The organism is Methylobacterium sp. J-092 (assembly GCF_022829325.1).
Lineage (GTDB): Bacteria > Pseudomonadota > Alphaproteobacteria > Rhizobiales > Beijerinckiaceae > Methylobacterium.
Genome location: NZ_JAKSXU010000052.1, coordinates 25590 through 43992, shown reverse-complemented (window position 1 = coordinate 43992; position 18403 = coordinate 25590). Strand labels below are relative to the sequence as shown.

Sequence of the window (18403 nt, the reverse complement as noted above, 5' to 3'; positions counted from 1 at the left end):
GTGACCCTGACCTGCGTTCGATCCGGCTTGGTTGCGATGCCGCGAGGCCTCAGATAACGCCTTGACGACGGCGCCGCGGGGCCGGCCGCGCGGACGCGGTCCGGGCAGCTTGCGGGCGGACGGCAACCAGGGATCGACCTCAGGCCATGTCACACCGCGCCGCAACCGTGGATTCCGTGTTCGACCCCGAGACCGACGGCGATACGCTCCGCGAGGAATGCGGCGTCTTCGGCATCTTCGGGCATCCCGACGCCTCGGCGATCGTCGCGCTCGGGCTGCACGCCCTGCAGCACCGCGGCCAGGAGGCGGCGGGCATCGTCGCCTTCGACGGCGAGGTCTTCCATTCCGAGCGGCGCCCCGGCCTCGTCGGCGACTCGTTCTCGGACGGCGGCACAATCGCCCGGCTGAAGGGCCGCGCCGCGATCGGCCACGTGCGCTACTCGACCACCGGCGGCACCATCCTGCGCAACGTCCAGCCGCTCTTCGCCGAGCTGGCCGGCGGCGGCCTGGCGGTGGCGCATAACGGCAACCTCACCAACGCGCTCTCGATCCGACGCGATCTCGTGCGCGACGGCGCGATCACCCAGTCGACCTCCGACACGGAGGTGATCCTGCACCTGGCCGCGCGCTCGCGAAAGCCGCGGATCGTCGAGCGCTTCATCGACGCGCTGCAGGCGATCCAGGGCGCCTACGCCATCGTCGCGCTCACGAACAAGAAGCTGATCGGCGCCCGCGACCCGCTCGGCATCCGCCCGCTGGTGCTCGGCGAGCTCGACGGCCGCTACATGCTGGCCTCGGAGACCTGCGCGCTCGACATCATCGGCGCGAAGTTCGTGCGCGACGTCGAGAACGGCGAGGTCGTGGTGATCTCGGAGGACGGCATCGAGTCGATCCGCTTCGCCGACAAGGTGCCGATGCGGCCGTGCATCTTCGAGTACATCTACTTCGCCCGGCCGGATTCGGTGGTGAACGGCAAGAGCGTCTACGCCGTGCGCAAGAACATCGGCGTCGAGCTGGCCCGCGAGGCCGCGGTGCCGGCCGACGTGGTGGTGCCGGTGCCCGATTCCGGCGTGCCGGCCGCGCTCGGCTTCGCACAGCAGACCGGCATCCCGTTCGAGATGGGAATCATCCGCAACCACTATGTCGGCCGCACCTTCATCCAGCCGACCCAGTCGGTGCGCGAGCTCGGCGTGCGGATGAAGCATTCGGCCAACCGGGCGGCGATCGAGGGCAAGCGCATCGTGCTGGTCGACGACAGCCTGGTGCGCGGCACCACCTCGGTGAAGATCGTGCGGATGATGCGCGAGGCCGGCGCGGCGGAGGTGCACTTCCGCATCGCGAGCCCGCCGATCACCTATCCCGACTTCTACGGCATCGACACGCCGGAGCGCGAGAAGCTGCTCGCTGCCACCCACGACCTCGAAGGCATGCGCCGCTACATCGGCGCGGATTCGCTGGCCTTTCTCTCGATCCCGGGGCTCTACCGGGCGATGGGTGAGGCGGAGCGGATCGAGGCCTGCCCGCAATACACCGACCATTGCTTCACCGGCGACTACCCGACCGGCCTGACGGACCTCGCCATCGCCGGGCCAAAGCGCCTCGCGATGCTCGCCGAAGCGGACTGACCCCTCGCGCATGACCGACACGAAGACCTCACTCGACGGACGCGTCGCCGTCGTCACCGGCGCGTCCCGTGGGATCGGCCGGGCCGCCGCGCTGGCCCTGGCGGAGGCCGGCGCGCACGTCATCGCCGTGGCGCGCACGCAGGGCGCGCTGGAGGAGCTCGACGACGCGATCCGCAGGGTCGGCTCGAGCGCGACCCTCGTGCCCCTCGACCTGACCGACTACGACGGCATCGACCGGCTCGGCGCGGCGATCAACGAGCGCTGGAAGCGCCTCGACATCGTCGTCGGCAATGCCGGCATCCTCGGCAATCTCATGCCGATCGGGCACATCACCCCGAAGGTCTGGGGCCAGGTGATGGACGTCAACGTCACCGCGAACTGGCGGCTGATCCGCTCGTTCGACCCGCTGCTGCGGATGTCGGATGCCGGCCGGGCGATCTTCGTCACCTCCGGGGCGGCGGGCAAGTGCCGGGCCTACTGGGGGCCCTACTCGGTGTCGAAGGCGGCGCTCGAGGCGCTGGTGCGGACCTACGCCGCCGAGAACGAGACCACCAACGTCCGGGCGATGCTGCTCAATCCCGGTCCCCTGCGCACCGACATGCGCCGCGCGGCGATGCCGGGCGAGGACCCGGGGACGCTGAGGACGCCGGAAGACCTCGCCCCGCATTTCGTGCGGCTGGCGAGCCCCGCCTCGAGCGAAACCGGGCTGATCTACGACTTCCCCACCGACCGCACCGTGAGCCCGCAAGCGCCGCGCTGAGCGGTCGGGGCCGAGCCCGCACTTTTCCGGATATCCTGATGATCGACGTGCGCTGCATCTGCGCGATCGGCCAGCGCGGCCAGCTCGGGCTGAACGGCCAGCTCCCCTGGGAGGGCAACACCGACCCGCTCTTCGTGGAGGACGTGACGCGGTTCTTCGCGCTGACCATGGGCCATGTGCTGATCGCCGGCCCGAAGACGGTGGCTTCGGTGCCGGCCTTCGCGTTCAAGGACCGCACCATCGACGTGATCCGGTCGCACGAGGATCCGGAGGCGGTGCTCGCCCGCTATCCCGGTCGCCGCATCTTCGTCGGCGGCGGCATCGCGGTCTGGAACGTCTACGCGAAGTACATCCAGAACTGGGACGTCACCCGCCTGCCCTACGACGGCGAGGCCGACCGCTGGTTCGACCCGGCCTGGCTCGTCGGCGGCGCCCTGCGCGTCGGATAGGCGGATCTGGACAGTCCGTCGGGAAAGTCCGTACTCTCGCCCGATGGGCGAGCACAGCGTCATCGAAGCCGAAGAGCATCTGTCCGAGCTGATCGACCGCGCGCTCGCGGGCGAAGGCGTCGTGATCACCCGGGATGGTCGGCCGGTCGCCAACCTACAGCCGATCCCTCGGTCGGGGCGGCCCGTGACCGCCGAGGACCTGGATTGGCTGGCAGCCCGTCGCGCGCGAACCGCCGCGCCCTCCGAGGATGCCGGGCACCTCGTCGGCCGCATGCGCGACGAGGATTGGTGAGGACGTACCTCGATGCCAGCGTCCTGGTCGCCCTTCTGACGGATGATCCGTCCACGGCGCGGGCGGACGCCTTCTTTCGACGTCACGAGCCGATCGCGATCGTCAGCGATTTCGCAGCGGCGGAATTCGCCTCGGCCCTCGCACGCCGGGTGAGAACCGGCGAGATCGACGCAGGCGCCGCGCAATTGGCGTTCTCGGATCTCGATCGCTGGATCGAACGGGTCGCGGAACGCATCGAGGTCGCATCGTCCGACGTCGTCGCGGCGACCGGGTTTCTGCGCCGCCTCGATCTCACGCTCCGTACGCCGGACGCCCTGAACATCGCTCTGTGCCGTCGTGCGAATGCCGTCCTCGCGACCTTCGACATCAAGATGGCGACCGTCGCGCGCACCCTCGGCCTGCAGGTCACGGAAGGATAGCGTCCTTCGCGCCGAAAAATGCGCCCTCGGGACCGCACTGGGCCCGCTCCCGCCCTATCTGCGCTCGGATCCTCCTGACGAAAGATGCCATGAGCGCCCACAGCTACCGCTTCGGCATCGAAGAAGAGTATTTCTTGGCCGATGCGGAGACGCGCGGCACGCCGCGGCGCTCGGTCAAGCCGTTCCACGTCGAGGCGGCCGAGCGCCTGCCCGAGGCGGGGCGCGAGCTGCTGCAGTGCCAGGTCGAGGTCTGCACCCCGCCCATCACCGCCTTCGCCGAGGCGCGCGACTCGCTCGCCCGGCAGCGCGGCGCGCTCGCGGACCTCGCCGCCGAGCACGAGCTGCTGATCTTCGCCGCGGGCACCCATCCGGTGGCCGACTGGTCGCGGCAACTGCCGACCAAGGGCGACCGCTACCGCGGCATCCTGCGCGACGTCGGCCTCGCCGGGCGGCGCAGCCTGATCTGCGGCATGCACGTCCACGTCGAGGTGCCGGCCCCGGAGGCGCGGGTCGACCTGATGAACCGGCTGCTGCCGTTCCAGCCGCTGCTGTTCGCGCTCTCGGCCTCCTCGCCGTTCTGGCAGGGCAAGCCGACGGGGCTCACCGCCTACCGCCTCAGCGCCTTCGGCGAGCTGCCGCGCACCGGCCTGCCCGAGCTCTTCGCCGATGCCGCCGCCTATGCGCGCTACGTGCGGATCATGACGGAGGCCGGCTCGATCCAGGATGCGAGCTTCCTGTGGTGGTCGCTCCGGCCCTCGATCAAGTTCCCGACGCTGGAGCTGCGGATCGCCGACAGCTGCACGCGGCTCGCCGACGCGCTGACCATCGCCGCGCTGTTCCGCTGCCTCGTGCGCTGCATGGTGCGCCGGCCGGACCTCAATGCCGGGCTCGACGGCGTCTCCCGGGCACTCGCCGACGAGAACCTCTGGCGCACCCAGCGCAGCGGCGTCGGCGCCGAGCTGATCGACGAAGCCCGCGAGGCGGCCCTGCCCTTCGCCGACGCCCTGGAGACGGTGCTCGACCTCGTCGCCGAGGATGCGGCGGCGCTCGGCTGCGCGGCCGAGGTCGCGCATGCGCGGACCATCGTCTCGGGCGGCACCAGCGCCGACGGCCAGATCGCCGCGTTCGAGGCCGCGCGGGACGCGGGGCACAGCAACCGGCAGGCGCTGGACAAGGTGGTGGAATGGCTGGCGCGGACGACCCGGGGCTGAGGCGTCGACGCGCGGGGCCGGTGCTCAGCCCTTGTCGAACGGGTTCGACGAGGTGCGCAGGGAGAGCCGGATCGGGGTGCCCGGCAGGGCGAACGCCTCGCGCAGCGAGTTCGTGAGGTAGCGGGTGTAGCTCTTCGGCATCGCGTTGAGCTGGTTGCCGAACAGGGCGAAGTGCGGCGGGCGGCTCTTCACCTGCGTGGCGTAGCGGATCTTGATGCGCCGGCCCGATACGGCCGGCGGCGGGTTGCGCTGCGTCGCCTCGGAGAGCCAGTCGTTGATCCGCGAGGTCGAGATGCGGGTGTCCCAGACCTCGGCCGCCTGCACCACCGCCTGCATCAGCTTGTCGACGCCGTCGCCGGCGAGCCCCGAGAGCGGCACCACCGCGACGCCGCGGACCTGCGGCAGCAGGCGGGTGCAGTCCTCGCGCAGCGACTTGAGCAGGCCCGGCTGGTCGGCGACGAGGTCCCACTTGTTGAGGCCGATCACCAGCGAGCGCCCCTCGCTCTCGACGAGGTCGACGATGGTGAGGTCCTGCTTCTCGAACGGGATCGTGGCGTCGAGCAGCACCACCACCACCTCGGCGAAGCGCACGGCGCGGATGCCGTCCGAGACCGCGAGCTTCTCGAGCTTGTCCTCGATCCGGGCGCGGCGGCGCATCCCGGCGGTGTCGTGCAGCTTGATCCGGCGCCCGCGCCATTCCCAGTCGAGCGAGATCGAATCGCGGGTGATGCCGGCCTCCGGGCCGACGAGCAGGCGATCCTCGCCGAGCATCCGGTTGATCAGGGTCGACTTGCCGGCGTTGGGGCGGCCGACGATGGCGACCTTGAGCGGCTTGCCGCGCGGGTCGTCGTCGTCCTCGTCCTCGTCGGTCTCGGGCAGGGCTTCCTTCAGCGCCTCGTGCAGCTCGCCGATCCCCTCGCCGTGCTCGGCCGAGAACGGGATCGGGTCGCCCAGCCCGAGCCGGAACGACTCGTAGGCCCCGGCCATGCCGGCGCCGCCCTCGGCCTTGTTGGCGATGAGGATCACCTTGCAGCCGGCCCGGCGCACCAGCTCGGCGAAGGGCTGGTCGGCGGGCAGGATGCCGGCCCGCGCGTCGATGACGAACAGCACCACGTCCGCCTCGAGGATCGCGGCCTCGGTCTGCATCCGCATCCGGCCGAGCAGGGTGGCCGAATCGGCCTCCTCGAGACCGGCGGTGTCGATGATGCGGAAGTTCAGCCCGCCGAAGGCGACGTCGCCCTCGCGGCGGTCGCGGGTGACGCCGGGGCGGTCGTCGACCAGCGCCAGCTTCTTGCCGACGAGGCGGTTGAACAGGGTCGACTTGCCGACATTCGGCCGTCCGACGATCGCGACGGTCGGCAGTTCCATGGGGTGGTCCGTTCTATGTTCGGTCGAGCCGCCGGGCTGGCCGGGCGGCGAAGGTCCGGAGAATGCCCAAAACCTCCGGTGCGAGCCAGTCGCGCCGGAGGTTTTGGACTGGCGTGTCGAGCGATCAGCGCGTGATCGGCGGCGGGGGCGCGGCGGCCTCGGGCTTCGCCTCGGTCACCGTCACGGGACCGCCGGCGACCAGGGCGACGTAGACCTCGATGCGCTGGCGCAGGTTCTGCGGCGTCTCGGGGTCCATGTTGAGCTGGTCGAACCAGCGCCCGGCCTCGTCGTACTGGCCGTTCTTCAGGGCGGTCAGCCCGAGCATCTCGCGGGCGGTGAAGCGGAACGGCGTGCCGGCGGCCAGGCTCTGCAGGCTGGCGAGCGCGGGCGCCGGATCGGGCAGGTCGAGGCGGATCAGCGCCGCGCGGAGCCGCGCGAGGTCGCGCAGGCCGTCGCCGAGCGCCGTGTCGCCGGAGATCGCCTCGAACGCGGCGGCGCCCGCGGCCGGGTCGCGCTTGGCGGTCTCGGCGGCCGAGCGGAACTGGGCGAGCAGGCGGTAGCCGGCCGGCCCCTGCGCCTCGAGGGCGTCGAACGCCTTGTCGGCCTCCGCCACCTTGCCGTCGCGGGCCAGGCGGTTGGCCTCGTCGAACTGCTGCGAGGCGGCCTCGGCCGCGTTGCGCTGGGCCGTCTGCCAGTAGCGCCAGCCGCCGACGCCGGCGACCACCAGGATCGCCACCGCAATGATCACGCCGCTGTAGCGGCGCCAGATCTCGGCGACCTTGTCGCGGCGATAGTCTTCGTTGACCTCGCGGATGAACTCGTTGTTCTCAGCCATCGTATCCCGGTCCGGCGCGCGAGCCGGACGACCTGAAGCGTCTCGATTGGCCCCGCGCCTAGCACGCGGGCGCCGGTTTGGCGACCGGGCGGCGTCTACGCCTGGCCCGGCCAGGCGTAGACGCCGATCAGGATCGGGTGGAGATACTTGCCGAACACGAACCAGGCGACGACGCCGACGACCACCGCGATCGCGTCGTTGCGCCAGCCCGCAGGGGCCGCGGCGCCCCCGTGCTGCGCGACGACCTGACCCGCCGTGAGCGCGCGGCGCTTGGCGCTGATCCGGGCGATCACCGCCCAGGCCAGGAACGAGCCGAACAGCAGGATCGAGCCGAGGTCGCCGTTGGCGAGCAGGTGCGCCGTCGCCCATATCTTCACGGCGAGCAGCATCGGGTGCTTGGCCTTCGCCCGGATGTGGCCCGGCAGGTAGGCCGAGGCCAGCACGATGAAGGCGAGCAGCACCAGCACCAGGGACAGGTGGCGCGTCCAGACCGGCGGATCCCAGACCGGGATGTACCCGTCGACGCGATAGTTGTGGAAGCCGACACCGATCAGCACGAGGCCGAGGACCGAGAGCAGGGTGTAGCCGAGCTTGTACTTGCCCTCGCCGACTTGGCCGACGACCTCGGAGCGCTTGGCGCGCAGCATCGAGAAGGCGTGGGTGCCGAGGAACAGCACCAGCCCGAGGATCAGGATCAGCATGGATGGGGACTCGGCTCGGGAGGATCGGGCCCCCGCACCGGCGGGAAGCCATTCTGTAACGGTTCTGAGCAGAAACTCCCGTGGTTTGTCCAGGCGCGCGACCGTCGTCCGTGCGCGCTCCTCGTCCAAGTGCGCTTTCGGCGCACCCACCGGTCTCGTCCCATGCGGCTCCGCCTCGCGCTGTTTCTCCTGTCGCTGCCGGCGCTCGCGCAGGCGGCCGCCGACCCGCCGCTGTCGAGCCTGACCCTGGTCGGGCCGCCGAGCATCGTGTTCAAGGCCGGGCGCGACGCCTGCGACGGCGCCGACGTGCCCGACGCCTCGGCCCGCGCGTTCCGGGATGCCACCGGTGCGGTCGCCCTGTTCGGCATGCACTACCGCAACCGGGCCCTGCGCGGGCCGGACCTCGACCACCTCAAGCTCGACTGCACGGTGGTGCTCGACTCGGGCGAGAAGGCCGACCCGGCGCTCTACGACGACCGCTCCTGGATCACCGCCACCTGGACCGAGGACGGCGCCCGAATCGCCGCGCTGGTGCACCACGAGTACCAGGCGAACGAGCATCCGGGCCGCTGCACGGCCGAGACCTACGAGGCCTGCTGGTACAACACGATCACCGCCGCCGCCTCCGCGGATGGCGGCCGCAGCTTCCTGCGCACGACCCCGCCCGCGGTGGCGATGGCGGCCCCGTTCCGGCAGGAGGTCGGCCAGGGGCGTCACCGCGGCTTCTTCAACCCGTCGAACGTCTTCGCCGACGGGCGCTTCCGCTACGTCTTCGTCTCGACCACCGGCTGGGACCGGCCCGGGGATCAGGAGGCCGGGGTGTGCCTGTTCCGCACCGCCACGCCCGGCGATGCGGCGAGCTGGCGCGCCTGGACCGGAACCGGCTTCACCGCGTCCTTCCCGGATCCGTATCGCACCAAGGGCGCGCGGGCCGAGGCCTGCAAGCCGGTGGCGCCGTTCCCGACGCCCGTCGGGGCGGTGGTCCGCCATCGCGGCACCGGCGCCTTCGTCGCCCTGTTCATGGCCAAGGCGGGTGACGGGTTCGCGCAATCGGGCTTCTACTGGACGAGCTCGCGCGACCTTCTGACCTGGGACGTGCCGCGGCTGCTCGTCGCCGGGGCGACGCTCTACGACGACCCCTGCGCGGCGCCGGGCGGCCTGATCGCCTACCCGTCCCTCCTCGACCCCAGGGCCGAGGGCCGGAACTTCGACGACGTCGGCGACACCGCGATCCTCACCTACGTCACGCTGCGGACGGAGGGCTGCACCATCACCTCGGACCGCGACCTGCTGCGGCGGCCGGTGGCGATCAAGGTGTGGCCCTGATCGCATCGTGCGTTGACCGGGACCGCGCCTGCATCATGTTCGAGGGCTGACCACGAGGCCGCCATGACCGACCACCTGCTCGCCTGGGACGAACGCGACGAGACCGTTGCGGAGAACGGCGTCGCCAAGCGCACGATCCCGGGCGCGGGCGCCAGCCTCGTGCGGATCGTCGTCCCAGCGGGCACCTCGGCGGCGCGGCACAGCCACGCGCACGAGCAGTTCGTGCAGGTGCTCTCCGGCTCTGGCATCCTGGAGACCGAGCAGGGCCGTGCGGCATTCGGCCCCGGCAGCGTGTTCCACTTCCCCGCGGAGGCGTGGCACGCGGCGGAGTTCGAGACGGAGACGGTGCTGGTGGAGACCAACGTGTCGGCGTGAGGCCGGTGGATGGGTCCGTCGTTCGACGCGACCCATGTCGGCGGGCCCCTCCAACCTTCGACATCTATGAAGGCGTCCGACCGACCTCCCCTGACTCGATCCGATCGACCTCGTTCTCGGTATCCTGCGCATAGCGTGCGGCCTCTCCGGGTCGAAGAATTCTTCCCTCTTGCGGGTCGAAAGCAACGCCGTCGGTCAGCGTCAGGCAGGCGGCCAGCGCCAGCCACGTGCCGACGCAACTCGGCAAAGCCGCGAAATAGAAGGCGTAGGCGTAGGGCCACGGCCCGCCGAGATCGATGTCGTCGTACGTTTCCGCCAGTTCCGCGAACGCGCAAGCGCCGAACTCGAAACCGGCTTCTCGGCCACGCCAAAGCGCCGGAAGGTGCCCCCGATGATCCGCGAGATCGCGAGTCGATCTCAATCTCAGATCGAACCCGAGGGCATCGATCGACGCTTGCCAGTCTTCGATCGATTTGATCGGACGGGCGCAGAACGCGTAGGCTTCCATCGTCATGTTCTGTCCCTCAAAACCAGTGGATGTCGGCAAAAACGCTTATCTTCGTCGTGGCGGCATGTGATTTGACCGCGACACCGCGTCGAACATGGATTTCGATCACCGGCACATCGGAGCCGACCCCGAGACCTTCACGGATCTCCCGGACGCGCGCTGGTGTCAGACGCGCATTTCCCGTCTTGAAGTCCCATACCGCCAATATCGGGGCGAGGATGTTCTTCCATCGCGCAAGACCACGTCGGTCCGCACGCTTCCCTCCAGCCCATAACCAACACTATCGCCCAGGCTGAAGCTTTGCTCGACGCCGTGCCGGCCGATACCTGGAATATCCAGATTGCGAATCAATCGAGCGGTCGCAGCATGCAGTCGGACGCCGTAGGCCGGCACACGGACATCTTCCGAGATCGAGATTGCCTCCTTGACGATATCCACAAGAAGCTCGGTCTTCGCGTCGATCCTTGCGTTCCCGGTTTTCTCTATCTGGCTGCGCACGATCTGACCGGCGCCGCCGGTCCAGCGACCATCCGGGCCTCGGGGTTGATCCGGGCGAAAGCCGGCTTTGAGGGAATGGCTGAGCACGGACAGCATCGCAATCCGCAGGCGGATCTCTGCAACTCTGTGCGCGAATCGAAGCTGGTCTCGACGTTCGTTCATGCCAAAGCTTCCCCGAAGAGGCCTTGCCATATATTCCTATTAAAGTCAATTTTCCTATAGCACTGCGGAGCGAGGCACGGCCGATCGCCCAGCCGTGCTTTCAGCGTGCAGTTGACGCTGCCGGGCGCCCGGCCTCAACTTTTCTTGCCCCCGCGGCAAAAAGGCCTGTGTTGGCGGCTTCCACGCACGCGTGTAGAGAGTAGCGCTACGAAGGCTCGCCCGTGCACGCCGACGGGACGAGCGCGCCGATTTCGCCCGCATACAAGAACAGAGGCCATCCATGAGCGCCGGTACCGCTTCCGACAAGCATTTCTCGAACTCCTTCTTCGCGGCCCCGCTAAGCGACGCGGATCCGGAGATCGCCAAGGCCGTCGAGCAGGAGCTCGGCCGGCAGCAGCACGAGATCGAGCTGATCGCCTCCGAGAACATCGTCTCGCGCGCCGTGCTCGAGGCGCAGGGCTCGGTGCTGACCAACAAGTACGCGGAGGGCTATCCCGGCCGTCGCTACTACGGCGGCTGCCAGTTCGTAGACATCGCCGAGAACCTCGCCATCGAGCGCGCCAAGCGCCTGTTCGGCGTCGGCTTCGCCAACGTGCAGCCGAACTCCGGCAGCCAGGCGAACCAGGGCGTGTTCATGGCCCTGATGCAGCCGGGCGACACCTTCCTCGGCCTCGACCTCGCCGCCGGCGGCCACCTCACGCACGGCGCGCCCCCGAACGTCTCGGGCAAGTGGTTCAAGCCGGTCTCCTACACCGTGCGCCGCGACGACCAGCGCATCGACATGGAGCAGGTCGAGGCGCTGGCCCACGATCACAAGCCGAAGGTGATCATCGCCGGCGGCTCGGGCTATCCGCGCCATTGGGACTTCGCCAAGTTCCGTGAGATCGCCGACGCGGTCGGCGCGTACTTCTTCGTCGACATGGCGCACTTCGCCGGCCTCGTCGCCGCCGGCGTGCACCCGTCGCCGTTCCCGCACGCCCACGTCGCCACCACGACGACCCACAAGACGCTCCGCGGCCCGCGCGGCGGCATGATCCTGACGAACGACGAGGCGCTCGCCAAGAAGTTCAACTCGGCGATCTTCCCCGGCCTGCAGGGCGGCCCGCTCATGCACGTCATCGCCGGCAAGGCCGTGGCCTTCGGCGAGGCCCTGAAGCCCGAGTTCAAGATCTACGCCCGCCAAGTGATCGAGAACGCCAAGGCGCTGGCCGACACCCTGATGTCGGGCGGCTACGACATCACCTCGGGCGGCACCGACAACCACCTGATGCTGGTCGACCTGCAGCGGAAGGGCCTCACCGGCAAGGCGGCGGAAGCCGCGCTGTCGCGGGCCGACATCACCTGCAACAAGAACGGCGTCCCCTTCGACACGCAGAAGCCGACGATCACCTCGGGCATCCGCCTGGGCACGCCGGCCGGCACCTCGCGCGGCTTCGGCGTCGCCGAGTTCAAGCAGATCGGCGGCTTCATCGTCGAGGTGCTCGACGGGCTCGTGGCGAACGGCGAGGCCGGGGATTCCGCGGTCGAGGCCTCGGTCAAGACCCGCGTCCACGCCCTCACCGACCGGTTCCCGATCTACGGCTGATCCGGACGCCGCCGGAAGGGAAGCCTTCCGGCGTGCACTGCAACACGATAGAGACGGCCGCGGATCGCCTCGATCCGCGGCCGTTCTCGTTTCCCGAGAGGGCGCCGTCTTTCCGGCTCGATGAGAAGGTCCGCCCGATGCGGTGTCCCTATTGCGGCGGCTCCGACACGCAGGTGAAGGATTCGCGGCCGAGCGAGGACGGCGCCGCGATCCGCCGCCGCCGGGTCTGCCCGGACTGCGCTGGCCGCTTCACCACCTTCGAGCGGGTGCAGCTGCGCGAGCTCGTGGTGCTCAAGCGCTCGGGCAAGCGCGTGCCGTTCGAGCGCGACAAGCTGCAGCGCTCGATCGGCGTGGCCCTGCGCAAGCGCGCGGTCGACCCCGAGCGGATCGAGCGGCTGGTCAGCGGCATCACCCGCCAGCTCGAGAGCGGCGGGGAGGCCGAGATCACCTCGGAGGCGATCGGCGAGCTGGTGATGGAGGGCCTGAAGGGCCTCGACGACGTCGCCTACGTGCGCTTCGCCTCCGTCTACAAGAACTTCCGCGAGGCCAAGGACTTCGAGGACCTGCTCGGCACCTTGGCGGAGGCCGGCGTCGAGCCGCCCGAAAGCGTCGCGGCGGGCAAGCCGCGCACGGCGCGGTCGCGCTCGTGACGGCCGACGCGCGTTTCATGCGCCTCGCCCTCGCGCTCGGGCAGCGCAACCTCGGGCGGACCTGGCCGAACCCCTCGGTCGGCGCCGTGGTGGTCGCGGGCGAGCCGGGCGCGGAGCGGATCGTCGGCCAGGGCGTCACCGCCCCGGGCGGCCGCCCGCACGGCGAGCCCATGGCGCTCATGGATGCCGGCGCGGCGGCCCGGGGCGCGACCCTCTACGTCACGCTGGAGCCGTGCTCGCATCACGGCCGCACGCCGCCCTGCACCGACGCGATCGTCGCGGCAGGCATCGCGCGGGTCGTCAGCGCGATGGAGGACCCCGACACGCGGGTCTCCGGCCGCGGCCACGCGCTCCTGCGGGCGACCGGCATCCGGGTCGAGACCGGGCTGCTGGGCACCGAGGCCCGCCGCGACCATGCCGGGCACGTGGCGCGGATCACCCACGGGCGGCCCCACCTCCACCTCAAGCTCGCCCGGACGCGGGACGGGTTCGCCGCCGCCTCCGACACGGCGCGCCTGCGCATCACCGGCGCGATCGCCGACGGCGCGGTGCACCTGTGGCGAGCCCATGCCGACGCGATCCTGATCGGCATCGGCACGGCGCGCGCCGACGACCCTTCGCTCACCGTGCGCCTGCCCGGCCTCGGCGTTCGCTCGCCGCTGCGGGTGGTGCTGGATTCGCAGCTGCGGCTGTCGCCGTCGAGCGTGCTCGTGCGCGGCGCCCACGACGTCCCGACGCTGGTCGTGACGACGCGGAGCGCCCCGGCCCATGCCAAGCGGATGCTCGAATCGCTCGGCGTCGCGGTGGTGCGCGTCGCCGCCGACGCGCGCGGGCGGGTCGACCTGCACGCGGCGCTGGCGATGCTCGGCGAGCGCGGATTGACGCGGCTCTGCAGCGAGGGCGGCCCTCACCTTGCCGACGCGCTGGCCGAGGCCGATCTCGTGGATTCCTGCACCCTGATCACCGGGCCCGGCACCTGCGGCCCACAGGGCGGCCTGCCGGCGGTCGGCCCGCATCTCGGGCAGGCGCTGGAGAGCGGACGGTTCCGGATCGCCCAGTCCCTCGACCTCGGGGCGGACCGGGCCGTGACCTACGAACGGAGTGAGGCTTAAGCGATGTTCACGGGTCTCGTCAGCGACGTCGGAACGGTGCTCTCGGTCTCGGGCGATGCACGGATGCGCCGCCTCACGATCCGCGCCGCCTACGATGCGGCCACGATCGCGCTCGGCGCCTCGATCGCCTGCTCCGGCCCTTGCCTCACGGCGGTGTCGATCGATCCGGCCGAGGGCGGCTGCGTCTTCGCGGTGGACGCCGCCGCCGAGACGCTGGCGCTGACCACGGTCGGCGGGTGGGAGGCCGGCACCCGAATCAACCTGGAGCGCTCGCTGAAGATCGGCGACGAGCTCGGCGGCCACCTCGTCACCGGCCACGTCGACGGCGTCGCCGAGATCCTCGCCCGCGAGACCGTCACCGCCGGCGCCTGGGGGGCGAGCGAACGGTTCACCCTGCGGGCGCCGGCCGGGGTCGCCCACTTCATCGCCAAGAAGGGCTCGGTCTGCCTCGACGGCACGTCGCTGACCGTCAACGCGGTCGAGGGCGACACCTTCTCGGTCCTGCTGATCCCGCACACGCTGGAGGTCACCACCTGGGGCGAGCGCCGCGCCGGCGACCGGCTGAACCTCGAGGTCGACCTGATCGCGCGCTACGCGGCGCGGCTCGCGGAGGGCCGCGAAAGCGCGGCGTGAGCCTGATTTCGAACGAGCGGATCAAGCTCTCCGCCGCCTACCTGAACACCGCCGCGGGCGGCCTGTTCACCGCGGGCGCGGTCGCGCCGCTCGTTGCGACCGTCTTCGGGGTTTCGGGACGGTCCAACCTGTCGGCGTTGACGCTGTCGGAAGGCATCGCGATCTTCTTCCTTGCGAGCATCGCCCTCCACGGGTGCGCGCGCATCATTCGTGGAAGGCTGCAGCCATGGCCGACATTCAGATCGTGGCCTTCGTCGTCGCGCCGCTGATGGCGGTCGCCGTCGGCTTCGGCGTCATGCTGTGGTCCCGCTACGCGGATCGGTAGGCCCTCACCGCGGCGGGATCGAGTACGTGCCGTTCGCCTGGGCGACGAGGTCGTCCGAGCCCGGCGCCGTGATCCGCACCTCGCCGACGGCGAGGCGCCGGCCGAGCTTCAGCAGCGTCACGTCGGCGATCAGCACCAGCCCCGCGGGCTTGCGCAGGAAGTTGAAGGTCAGGCTCGTGGTCACCGCGAGCGCCACCGGGCCGATCTGGGCGAGGATGGCCGCGTAGAGCGCATAGTCGGCCAGCGCCATCATCGACGGGCCGGACAGCGTGCCGCCCGGGCGCAGGAAGCGCGCGTCGCCGTCGAGCCGCATCCGCGCGGTCAGCGGGCCGACGGCCTCCAGGTGGTAGGCGCGCCCGCCCGCCTGCATCTGCGGGAACTCCCGGTCGAGGAAGTCGCGGGTCTCGGCAAGCGTCATCGCGGTCATGACGGCCGTTCCAGCATGGCGGTGCGCCGGCGGCAAGGCGGGCGACCGGGATCGCGGGTCACCCCGCCTTGGGAACGCCCTCGGCCGCGCGCGCGCGGCCGAAATCGGCCTCGGCCGTCTCCTGCCCCTGCGCGACGATGCCCCGGCGGATCGCGCGGGTGCGGGTGAACAGGTCGTGCAGGGCCGCGCCGTCGCCGTAGCGGATCGCACGGGTCAGCACCGAGAGGTCCTCGCTGAAGCGCCCGAGCATCTCCAGCACCGCCTCGCGGTTGCTGAGGAAGATGTCGCGCCACATCGTCGGATCCGAGGAGGCGATGCGGGTGAAGTCGCGGAAGCCGCCGGCCGAGAACTTCATCACCTCGGACTGCGTCACCTGCTCGAGGTCGGCGGCGGTGCCGACGATGTTGTAGGCGATCAGGTGCGGCACGTGGCTGGTGATGGCGAGCACGAGGTCGTGGTGCTCCGGCGTCATCGTCTCGACGACGGCGCCGAGCCCCTGCCACAGCGCGCGCACCCGCGCGACGGCGGCCTCGGGCGCGTCCTCCGGCGGGGTCAGGATGCACCAGCGGCCGGAGAACAGCGTCGAGAACCCTGCATCCGGCCCGGAATACTCGGTGCCGGCCACCGGATGGCCGGGCACGAACACGATGCCGTCGGGCAGGTGCGGGGTGACGGCCGCGACGACCGACGCCTTCACCGAGCCGACGTCCGAGACGACGGCACCCGGCTTCAGGTGCGGCGCCATCGCGGCGGCGACCGAGCCGATGGCGCCGACGGGCACGCACAGGATCACGAGGTCGGCCTGCGCCGCGCCCGCGGCGGCATCGCCGGTGACGTCGTCGGCGATGCCGAGATCGAGCACCCGCGCGCGGACGGCGGCGTCCGCGTCGATCGCGACGATGCGCTCGGCCAGCCCGTAGCGGCGGGCGCCGCGGGCGATCGACGAGCCGATCAGGCCGAGGCCGACGATGGCGAGGCAGTCGAGCGGCGCGGCCTCAGGCATGGTCGCCTCGGACGAAGGCGCCGAGCGCGCCGAGGAAGGCCTCGTTGCTCTCGATGCTGCCGATCGTCACGCGGAGCGCATTCGGCAGCCCGTAGGCCGCCACCCGGCGCACGATCACCCCGCGCCCGGTCAGGAAGGCGTCGGCGTCGGCCGCCGTGCGGCCGGGCACGTCGGGAAAGTGCACGAGCATGAAGTTCGCCACGCTCGGCGTCACGGTCAGGCCGAGCGCGCGGGCGCCCGCGATCATCCGCGGCAGCCATTTGGCGTTGTGGGCGGCGGCCGTCGCGGCGTGCGCCTCGTCGGCGAGCGCCGCCGCCCCGGCCGCCATGCCGGCGGTGGACAGGTTGAACGGCCCGCGGATGCGGTTGACCGCGTCCATCACGTGGGCCGGCCCGACCATCCAGCCGACGCGCAGGGCGGCGAGCCCGTGGATCTTCGAGAAGGTGCGGGTCATCACGACGTTGTCGGCGTCGCGCGCGAGCTCGAGCCCGGCCGCGTAGTCGTCCGCCTGGACGTACTCGGCGTAGGCGCCGTCGAGGACCAGCAGCACGTCGCCCGGCAGGCCGGCATGCAGGCGCCGCACCTCGGCCAGCGGCAGGTAGGTGCCGGTCGGGTTGTTGGGGTTGGCGACGTAGACGATCTTCGTCCGCGGGGTCACGGCGGCGAGGATCGCGTCGACGTCGGCGGTGAGGTCGCGCTCGGGAGCGACCACGGCGGTGCCGCCCGCCGCCAGGATGGCGATGCGGTAGACCAGGAACCCGTGCTCGCAGAAGACGCCCTCGTCGCCGGGGCCGATATAGGCGTAGGCGAGCAGCGAGAGCAGCTCGTCCGAGCCCGCGCCGCAGACGACGCGGCCCGCGTCGATGCCGTAGCGCGCCGCGATGGCGGTCCGCAGCAGCGTGGAGGTGCCGTCGGGATAGTTCTCGAGCTTGGCCGTGGCCGCCTGCATCGCCGCCATCGCCGCCGGGCTCGGGCCGAGCGGCGTCTCGTTCGACGACAGCTTGTGGATCTTGGCGTGACCCGGCGCCCCGCTCTTGCCGGGCACGTAGGGGTCGATCGCCAGGACGCCCGGACGGGGCACCGGGCGGAGACGGGGAGAGGCGGACATTGGTGTTCGCAGCCTGCAGAAGAAACGCGGGTTGCGCCCGTCTACAGCATTTCGCGCCGCGATGAAGCGGGGCGCGACCGGATCGGGCGCCCGGCGGCCCTCACACCCGGAACCGTGCCGCGTGGCTGCCGGTCTCGTCGAGGCTCGACACCGCCGCGCCCGCCCCGTCCAGGGCCTCGGCGAGCTGCCGCGTGCCGACGCCGCCCGGCACCGCCAGCAGCAGGCGCTCGACCTCGCCCTTGGGCTTGGCCCGCGCCACCACCTCGCCGTAGAGCCCCTGCACGGCGCGCTCGGCCTCCTCCGTCCAGGCACCGCAGCGCACCGCCCACAGCACCCAGTCGCGCTGCGCCGCCGCCGGATCGTCGAGGGGCTTGGCCACCACGAAGACCGGCGTGCCGGCCGGGTGGGCCGGCCGCTCGATGAAGGGAAGCCGGGCGATCACCTTCGGCCGGCCCGCGCCGATCAGGCCCTCCCACCAGGCCTCTCCCTTCGCCGCCCCCTTCGCGGGCACCTGGGCGGCGCGCGGGTCGAAGCGGAAGATGCCGAGGTCGCCGCGCGAGGCCGCCACCGCCTCGATCACCGCCGCGCAGGTCGGGTGGGGCCGGTAGGGCACGGTGAAGCCGAAGTGGAAGCGGGCGGAGTCGCGCATCGCCGGATCGCCGGCGGAGATGTCGGCATGCACCGAGAACGGCGCCTGGACGTAGGTGAAGGTCGCGATGATGACCCGCCAGATCCCCTCGACGGTGTCGAGCGGCAGCAGCCCGCGGTGGCGCTCGGCGACGCGCCGCATCATCGCGGCCTCGCGACCGGGACGGAAGGCGGAGCCCGAGGCCGAGGTGCCCTTCACCGCGATCAGCCGGTCGATGATCCCGCCGCGCTGGATCAGCAGCGCGTGCATCTCGGCGTCGATCCGATCGATCTCGGCCCGGAGGGCGGCGAGATCTTCCATCGGCGGCGCGGCTCGTTTGGGGAAGCGCATGGTTCGACAAGCTGAGGACGGGGCTGCTCGCGCGTGTTTACGGCCCGCCGCG

The 18403-nt window shown here is 71.1% G+C and carries 22 protein-coding genes; 13 read left to right on the top strand and 9 right to left on the bottom strand.

Going from position 1 to position 18403, the window contains the following annotated elements; genetic code table 11:
• Positions 1-146: 146 nt before the first annotated feature.
• The 6 genes from purF (at position 147) to MKK60_RS03730 (ending at position 4756) form a co-directional block, all read left to right on the top strand.
• Positions 147-1625 carry an amidophosphoribosyltransferase gene (gene purF, locus MKK60_RS03755; RefSeq protein ID WP_147841974.1) on the top strand — a complete coding sequence of 493 codons (1479 nt, stop codon included), beginning with the start codon at positions 147-149 and terminating at the stop codon, positions 1623-1625.
• 10 nt (positions 1626-1635) lie between these two features.
• Positions 1636-2385 (top strand): SDR family NAD(P)-dependent oxidoreductase, encoded by a 750-nt coding sequence (locus MKK60_RS03750; protein WP_243983977.1) that lies wholly within the window; start codon positions 1636-1638, stop codon positions 2383-2385.
• 38 nt (positions 2386-2423) lie between these two features.
• Positions 2424-2834, top strand: coding sequence for a dihydrofolate reductase (locus tag MKK60_RS03745; protein ID WP_147841973.1), 411 nt, complete (start codon positions 2424-2426; stop codon positions 2832-2834).
• Between the two features lie 43 nt (positions 2835-2877).
• Entirely contained in the window at positions 2878-3126 is a 249-nt protein-coding gene (locus tag MKK60_RS03740; RefSeq protein WP_147725721.1) for a type II toxin-antitoxin system Phd/YefM family antitoxin, read from the top strand.
• Positions 3123-3545 (top strand): type II toxin-antitoxin system VapC family toxin, encoded by a 423-nt coding sequence (locus MKK60_RS03735; RefSeq protein WP_243983976.1) that lies wholly within the window; start codon positions 3123-3125, stop codon positions 3543-3545. Before MKK60_RS03740 ends, MKK60_RS03735 begins: the two co-directional genes overlap by 4 nt.
• Positions 3546-3634: 89 nt before the next feature.
• Positions 3635-4756 carry a carboxylate-amine ligase gene (locus MKK60_RS03730; protein WP_243983975.1) on the top strand — a complete coding sequence of 374 codons (1122 nt, stop codon included), beginning with the start codon at positions 3635-3637 and terminating at the stop codon, positions 4754-4756.
• Positions 4757-4780: 24 nt separating this feature from the next.
• Here MKK60_RS03730 and der read toward each other — a convergent pair whose 3' ends face one another.
• From der to MKK60_RS03715, 3 genes are all read right to left on the bottom strand, one after another.
• Positions 4781-6124, bottom strand: a complete 1344-nt coding sequence (gene der / locus MKK60_RS03725; protein ID WP_147725718.1) for a ribosome biogenesis GTPase Der — start codon at positions 6122-6124, stop codon at positions 4781-4783.
• Between the two features lie 124 nt (positions 6125-6248).
• Positions 6249-6959 carry a tetratricopeptide repeat protein gene (locus MKK60_RS03720; RefSeq protein ID WP_243983974.1) on the bottom strand — a complete coding sequence of 237 codons (711 nt, stop codon included), beginning with the start codon at positions 6957-6959 and terminating at the stop codon, positions 6249-6251.
• 95 nt (positions 6960-7054) lie between these two features.
• The gene (locus MKK60_RS03715; protein WP_147728307.1) at positions 7055-7660 is read right to left on the bottom strand and encodes an NnrU family protein; all 606 of its coding nucleotides are present in this window, start codon (positions 7658-7660) and stop codon (positions 7055-7057) included.
• Between the two features lie 162 nt (positions 7661-7822).
• Between MKK60_RS03715 and MKK60_RS03710 the strand changes: the two genes are divergently transcribed.
• Complete coding sequence (locus MKK60_RS03710; RefSeq protein ID WP_243983973.1) at positions 7823-8986, top strand: hypothetical protein; 1164 nt, start codon at positions 7823-7825, stop codon at positions 8984-8986.
• Between the two features lie 63 nt (positions 8987-9049).
• Positions 9050-9361: a cupin domain-containing protein gene (locus MKK60_RS03705; protein ID WP_147844272.1), complete on the top strand. Its 312-nt coding sequence runs from the start codon at positions 9050-9052 to the stop codon at positions 9359-9361.
• A 64-nt stretch (positions 9362-9425) separates the two neighbouring features.
• Here MKK60_RS03705 and MKK60_RS03700 read toward each other — a convergent pair whose 3' ends face one another.
• On the bottom strand, positions 9426-9875 hold the full coding sequence (locus tag MKK60_RS03700) for a hypothetical protein (RefSeq protein WP_243983972.1): 450 nt from the start codon (positions 9873-9875) through the stop codon (positions 9426-9428).
• Positions 9876-10034: 159 nt separating this feature from the next.
• Positions 10035-10529 carry a hypothetical protein gene (locus MKK60_RS03695; RefSeq protein ID WP_243983971.1) on the bottom strand — a complete coding sequence of 165 codons (495 nt, stop codon included), beginning with the start codon at positions 10527-10529 and terminating at the stop codon, positions 10035-10037.
• Positions 10530-10809: 280 nt separating this feature from the next.
• On the opposite strand from MKK60_RS03695, the gene glyA reads away from it, so the two are divergent.
• From glyA to MKK60_RS03670, 5 genes are all read left to right on the top strand, one after another.
• Complete coding sequence (gene glyA, locus MKK60_RS03690) at positions 10810-12114, top strand: serine hydroxymethyltransferase (RefSeq protein ID WP_243983970.1); 1305 nt, start codon at positions 10810-10812, stop codon at positions 12112-12114.
• A 137-nt stretch (positions 12115-12251) separates the two neighbouring features.
• Positions 12252-12764, top strand: coding sequence for a transcriptional regulator NrdR (gene nrdR, locus MKK60_RS03685; protein WP_243983969.1), 513 nt, complete (start codon positions 12252-12254; stop codon positions 12762-12764).
• Positions 12761-13876 carry a bifunctional diaminohydroxyphosphoribosylaminopyrimidine deaminase/5-amino-6-(5-phosphoribosylamino)uracil reductase RibD gene (gene ribD / locus MKK60_RS03680; RefSeq protein WP_409567361.1) on the top strand — a complete coding sequence of 372 codons (1116 nt, stop codon included), beginning with the start codon at positions 12761-12763 and terminating at the stop codon, positions 13874-13876. The genes nrdR and ribD overlap by 4 nt, the downstream gene beginning before the upstream one ends.
• Before the next feature lie 3 nt (positions 13877-13879).
• Complete coding sequence (locus MKK60_RS03675) at positions 13880-14509, top strand: riboflavin synthase (protein ID WP_243983967.1); 630 nt, start codon at positions 13880-13882, stop codon at positions 14507-14509.
• Positions 14506-14778, top strand: a complete 273-nt coding sequence (locus tag MKK60_RS03670) for a hypothetical protein (RefSeq protein WP_243932296.1) — start codon at positions 14506-14508, stop codon at positions 14776-14778. The genes MKK60_RS03675 and MKK60_RS03670 overlap by 4 nt, the downstream gene beginning before the upstream one ends.
• 60 nt (positions 14779-14838) lie before the next feature.
• On the opposite strand, the gene MKK60_RS03665 is transcribed toward MKK60_RS03670, so the two are convergent.
• From MKK60_RS03665 to MKK60_RS03650, 4 genes are all read right to left on the bottom strand, one after another.
• On the bottom strand, positions 14839-15261 hold the full coding sequence (locus MKK60_RS03665; RefSeq protein ID WP_147729261.1) for a PaaI family thioesterase: 423 nt from the start codon (positions 15259-15261) through the stop codon (positions 14839-14841).
• A gap of 58 nt (positions 15262-15319) precedes the next feature.
• The gene (locus MKK60_RS03660) at positions 15320-16264 is read right to left on the bottom strand and encodes a prephenate/arogenate dehydrogenase family protein (RefSeq protein ID WP_243983966.1); all 945 of its coding nucleotides are present in this window, start codon (positions 16262-16264) and stop codon (positions 15320-15322) included.
• Entirely contained in the window at positions 16257-17372 is a 1116-nt protein-coding gene (locus tag MKK60_RS03655) for a pyridoxal phosphate-dependent aminotransferase (RefSeq protein WP_243983965.1), read from the bottom strand. Before MKK60_RS03655 ends, MKK60_RS03660 begins: the two co-directional genes overlap by 8 nt.
• A 100-nt stretch (positions 17373-17472) precedes the next feature.
• Positions 17473-18351 carry a chorismate mutase gene (locus MKK60_RS03650; RefSeq protein WP_147727141.1) on the bottom strand — a complete coding sequence of 293 codons (879 nt, stop codon included), beginning with the start codon at positions 18349-18351 and terminating at the stop codon, positions 17473-17475.
• Between the last annotated feature and the right edge of the window lie 52 nt (positions 18352-18403).